At 72.5% G+C, this 4,694-nt stretch carries 6 protein-coding genes; 3 read left to right on the forward strand and 3 right to left on the reverse strand.

Annotated elements, in window-relative coordinates; all coding sequences use genetic code 11:
- The first annotated feature begins 399 nt into the window (after nt 1-399).
- Nucleotides 400-1,914, forward strand: coding sequence for a vanadium-dependent haloperoxidase (locus LQ222_RS25985; RefSeq protein WP_230169779.1), 1,515 nt, complete (start codon nt 400-402; stop codon nt 1,912-1,914).
- Nucleotides 1,915-1,935: 21 nt separating this feature from the next.
- Here the strand turns inward: LQ222_RS25985 and LQ222_RS25990 are convergent, their stop codons facing one another.
- The 3 genes from LQ222_RS25990 to LQ222_RS26000 all read right to left on the reverse strand — a co-directional run bounded on the left by LQ222_RS25990 (nt 1,936) and on the right by LQ222_RS26000 (nt 3,211).
- Complete coding sequence (locus LQ222_RS25990) at nt 1,936-2,295, reverse strand: Rieske 2Fe-2S domain-containing protein (RefSeq protein WP_230169780.1); 360 nt, start codon at nt 2,293-2,295, stop codon at nt 1,936-1,938.
- Complete coding sequence (locus LQ222_RS25995; protein ID WP_230169783.1) at nt 2,292-2,699, reverse strand: EVE domain-containing protein; 408 nt, start codon at nt 2,697-2,699, stop codon at nt 2,292-2,294. The genes LQ222_RS25990 and LQ222_RS25995 overlap by 4 nt, the downstream gene beginning before the upstream one ends.
- Before the next feature lie 218 nt (nt 2,700-2,917).
- On the reverse strand, nt 2,918-3,211 hold the full coding sequence (locus LQ222_RS26000) for a YciI family protein (protein WP_230169781.1): 294 nt from the start codon (nt 3,209-3,211) through the stop codon (nt 2,918-2,920).
- Between the two features lie 216 nt (nt 3,212-3,427).
- Here LQ222_RS26000 and LQ222_RS26005 point away from each other — a divergent pair, with 216 nt between their 5' ends.
- Both LQ222_RS26005 and LQ222_RS26010 read left to right on the forward strand, forming a co-directional pair.
- A complete protein-coding gene (locus LQ222_RS26005; protein ID WP_230169784.1) occupies nt 3,428-4,219 on the forward strand; it encodes a heme ABC transporter permease in 792 nt (263 codons plus the stop codon).
- A complete protein-coding gene (locus LQ222_RS26010; RefSeq protein ID WP_230169782.1) occupies nt 4,216-4,359 on the forward strand; it encodes a hypothetical protein in 144 nt (47 codons plus the stop codon). The genes LQ222_RS26005 and LQ222_RS26010 overlap by 4 nt, the downstream gene beginning before the upstream one ends.
- Nucleotides 4,360-4,694: the final 335 nt, after the last annotated feature.

Genomic DNA, 4,694 nt, shown 5'->3' on the forward strand with positions numbered 1-4,694 from the left:
GCCGGGGTGGTCGCGGCCTGCGGCGCGGGGGTCGCGGGGCGGGCGGCCTGGGCCGGCACGGGCGCGGCCGCGCCGCCGGTCGCGGGCGCGGTGCCCTGGGCGAAGCCGGCCCCGGCGACGAGCATCAGGCCGGTGGCGAGGAAGGCGGTGCGGGACATCTGGCGCATCAGGTTCTCCTGTGTTGGCCCGGTCTTTGGTGGTCCGGACGCAGGAAGGAGTTGACCGTGCCGTCGCGTTCGCGCCGCGGCGGCGGCGGGGTCCTTTCAAGGCGATCGCGGCGGCCGCGCGGCAGGCATGGCAAATCCGGGGCGGCACCGATCCGCGGCTGTATCGCGGGTCACCGCACAACCGTTCCGATTGTGCGACGAATGGCGGACACCAACCAAGGGAGACCGTCACATGGCTGGCAATCCACTCGCGCAGGCACGCTTCTGGGTCGATGCGATCGTCGAGGCGAATCGCCGCGACCACACCAACGCCATCGTCGGGCCGGCCGGCGACCAGCGCGGCCCCTTCGCCAGCGCCCGCGCGCTGGCCATGGCGATGATGGCGATGCACGACGCCCATGCGCGCATCACCGGCATCGGCGACCCGTATCACGAGCCGACATCCACCCCGGTGCCGGCCGGGGCGGGCCTCGCGGCGGCGGATACCGCGGCGGCGGCGGCGGCGATGATGATGCTGCGCGCGCTGTATCCGAAGCAGGAGCACCTGCTGCACGAACAGTGGCGCGACTACATCGACTGCTGGCCCGCCGACCCCGCGCATGCCGCCTATGGCCAGGCGATCGCGAACGAGATCCTGGCCTGGCGCAACCCGCCGCTCGATTGCTGCCCGCCGGCCGAGGCCCCGAAGCCGCCGCCCACCGATGCCGCGCTGCTGGCCAACCCGACGCCCTATGTCTCCTGGGGGCCCTACGACCACGGCCCGGACCCGCTCTCGCCCGGCCAGGGCTATGCCGGCGTGGATTGGGGCCGGGCGACGCCCTTCCTGGTGCCGCGCCAGCCGCTGATGCCCCCGCCGGGCAGCGCCGGTGGCCCGACCGAACCGCCCGGCATGCCCAGCGCCTATGCGCCCGGCGCCTTCTACGACGACGAATTCAGGGATGCCCGGGACCTCGGCGGGCTGCATTCCGTCAAGCGCACCGCCGACCAGGAGGAGGTCGGCATCTTCTGGGGCTATGACGGCCCGCAGCAGATCGGCACGCCGCCGCGGCTGTACATGCAGGTGGCGCTGGCGGTGCTCGATGCGCGCATGCACGCGCCGGGCGTCACGCCCTATTCGGCCTCGTCCTTCCTGCAGGTGCTGTCGGCGGCGGCGGTGGCGATGGGCGATGCCGGCATCCAGGCCTGGTACTACAAGTACAGCCCGGCCCACATGCTGTGGCGCCCGGTGCTGGGCATCCGCGAGGCCGACCGCAGCCGCCCCACCACGCCGCGCGACCCGACCTGGACGCCGCTCGGCAAGCCCGACACGAATGGCACGACGGTGGGCACCACGCCGGACTTCCCGGCCTATCCGTCCGGCCATGCCACCTTCGGCGCGGCCTGCTTCTGGGTGCTGCGGCGCTTCGTGAAGCAGCACGAGGGCCTGGCCTATGGCGACAACGACCCCGACAGCATCGCCTTCAGCTTCACCTCGGACGAATACAACGGCCGCAACATCGAACCGCGCACCGGCCAGCCGCGCCGGCTGGTGACGCGCCACTACAAGTGCCTGTGGGACGCGATCGTCGAGAACTCGGTCAGCCGCGTCTATCTGGGCGTGCACTGGCGCATGGATGGCATCTGCAAGGGCACGGCGGCGGCGCCGGTGCATGGCACGCCGGCCAACCCCGCCGAGCTCGGCCCGCTGGGCGGCGTGGCGCTGGGTGTCGCGATCGGCAAGGCGGTCGCCGCCAAGCGCGGCTTCTGACGGGGGTGGGGTGCGGGGCCGCTACAGCCCCGCATCCTGCGCCACCAGCACGCGGCCCTGGTCGTCGATGCGGTGCGGCACGGCCTCAAGTGAATCGCCCTGGCACGGGCCGGTCGTGCAGAACCCGTCCTCGACCCGGAAGCGCGCGCCATGGGTCGAGCAGATCACGTGTTCCCCCTTGCGGTCCAGGAAGCGGTCCGGCACCGGGTCCAGCGGCACGCCGATATGCGGGCAGGAATTCACATAGACCCAGACGCGATCGCCGCGCCGGATCGCGAACAGCCCGATGAAGGCCCCCGGCGCGGCCGGGAAGCCCTTCGACTGCCCATCCGGGATGTCGGTGAGCGCGCAGAGCACGCGCTCGGTCGCCGGCGCGCTCACGTGCCCTGCCATCCGCCCATCTTCGACAGGACCTTCCAGTGCCCGGGCGAGATGGGCATGACCGACAGGCGCGACATCCGCACCAGCGCGATGCCCTCGAGCGACGGCTCGGCCTTGATCGCCGCCAGCGTGACCGGCCTCGGCACCGGGCCGACCGCCTTCATGTCGACGCAGACCCAGGGCGCGCCGGCATCCGCGGAAGGATCGGGATAGGCCTCGCGGACCACCTCGACCACGCCGACGATCTCCTTGCCGATGTTCGAATGGTAGAAGAAGGCGCGGTCGCCCTTCTTCATCGCCATCAGGTTGGCCTTGGCCATGTGGTTGCGCACGCCGGTCCAGGGCTCGATGCCGTTCGCCACCTGCTGGTCCCAGGAGAAGGCGTCGGGCTCGGACTTCACCAGCCAGAAGTTTTGCGTGCCCGCGGACGGCGGGCGCCGCGTCTGCGTGGCCTCAGACGGCGGGCGCCGCGTTTGCGTGCCCTCTGCCGGCGGGCGGCCGGCATCCGCCGGCCTTGCCTTCGTGCCACGCCCTGCGGCGCCGGGGGCGGATGGCGGGTTGGGCGCGGTCGCGCCTGGCGCTACCGGCCTGCCCTTGGCAGGCCGCTTGGTGCCGGATCCGGTCATTCGGCGAGCGCCCCATCCTTGTAGACGATGCGATAGGGGTTGACCGACACCCGCGCGAAGCAGCCGGCCTGGGCGAAGGGGTCGCCCTCGGTCAGCGCATCCACCGCCGCGCGGTCGGGTGCGTCGATCACGCGCACCGAGCCGATCGAATTGCCCTGTGCATCCATGATCGGGCCGGCGATGACCAGCATCGCGCGATGGCGTTCCAGCCAATCCAGGTGGGCGGCGCGCACGGCGCGGCGCGTGGCGGCCATGCCCGGCTTGTCCTCGATGGTCACGGCGAACAGCATGTCTGGCCCCCCCTGCGCGTCAGCGAGGTAGCCCCGGCCGGCCGCCGCGACAATACGGGCCGGGCGCGGCCGAGGCAGGGTCCCGCCCCCCTTCCCCGGCGCGCGGGCGGCCTGGCCGCGCCGGTGCGGCCCGGAACGTGACAGCACGTAACGAAGCCGGCCGCGCGGCTTGAACATCCGCCGGGCTTCCCTTAATGTGTCAGCGTGGATGGACGCCTGACTGCCGGCACCGGAGCCACCGACGCCCCGCGCGCAGCGGGCGCGCGGAACCTCCATCGTTTCGCCAACCCCGGCCGCTTCCTGCGGACGACCGGGAAACTCATGCCATGGCTCTGGGCGGCGGCGCTGGTCGTGCTCGGCATCGGCCTGGCCTGGGGCCTGGTGTTCTCGCCGGCCGACTGGCAGCAGGGCGAGACCGTGCGGATCATGTACGTCCATGTGCCGATGGCCTGGCTGGCGATGGGCGGGTACACGGGCTTGGCGGTGCTGTCGGTGATGTCGCTGATCTGGCGGCATCCGCTGGCCGACCTGGCGGCGCGCGAGCTGTCGCCCGTCGGCGCCGCCGCCACCGCGCTGTGCCTGGCCACCGGCAGCCTCTGGGGCAAGCCGATGTGGGGCACCTGGTGGGTGTGGGATGCACGGCTGACCAGCGTGCTGGTGCTGTTCTTCCTGTGGCTGGGCCACGCCGCGCTGGTGCGCGCCTTCGACGACGCCGAGCGCGGTGCCCGCGCCGGCGCCATCCTGGCGCTGGTGGGCGCCGTCAACGTGCCGATCGTGAAGTTCAGCGTCGATTGGTGGAACACGCTGCACCAGCCGGCCTCGGTCACGCGGCTGAACGCGCCGGGGATGCATGTGGACATTCTGTATCCGCTGCTGGTCTGCGCGCTGGGGTTTTCCCTGCTGTTCGGCGCGGTGGTTCTGGCGCGCACCCGCGCGGCCGTGATGGAACGCCGCGTGCGCGCGCTGCAACTGGCCCGCGCGCGGCGCGAGGACGCGGTGCCTGCATGACGCTGCATTGGTGGCACATCTCGGTATCCTACGCGCTGGTGCTGGGCAGCTTCGGCGCGCTGGCGATCGGCGCCGCGCTGCGCCACCGCGCGGCGAAGCGGCTGCTGGCGGTGCTCGATCCGCGTGGAGACCGCGCGTGAGTCTTTGTGTGCCCTCAAACGCCGGGCGCGAAGAGTTTTTCGTGCCCTCAAACGCCGGGCGCGGCCATCCGGCCGCTTGGCTTGCGCGCCCTGGGCTGTCGCGCTTTGCGCCGCTGTCGGCCTGGGCGCGGTCGCGCATTCGCGCTCGCGGATCGCTGCGCGATCCGATGGGGCCGGCGCCCGGCTCACTGTCTTGCGCGCCACGATGCGGATCGCGCCCCACGCGATCCGGGAGCGCACAGCGCGACCGCGCCCAAACCGACTGCCGCGTCCAGCGCACCAGTGCATGGCGCGCAAGCCAAGCGGCCGGACGGCCGCGCCCGGCGTTTGAGGGC

The organism is Roseomonas sp. CECT 9278, assembly GCF_918698155.1.
GTDB lineage: Bacteria > Pseudomonadota > Alphaproteobacteria > Acetobacterales > Acetobacteraceae > Neoroseomonas.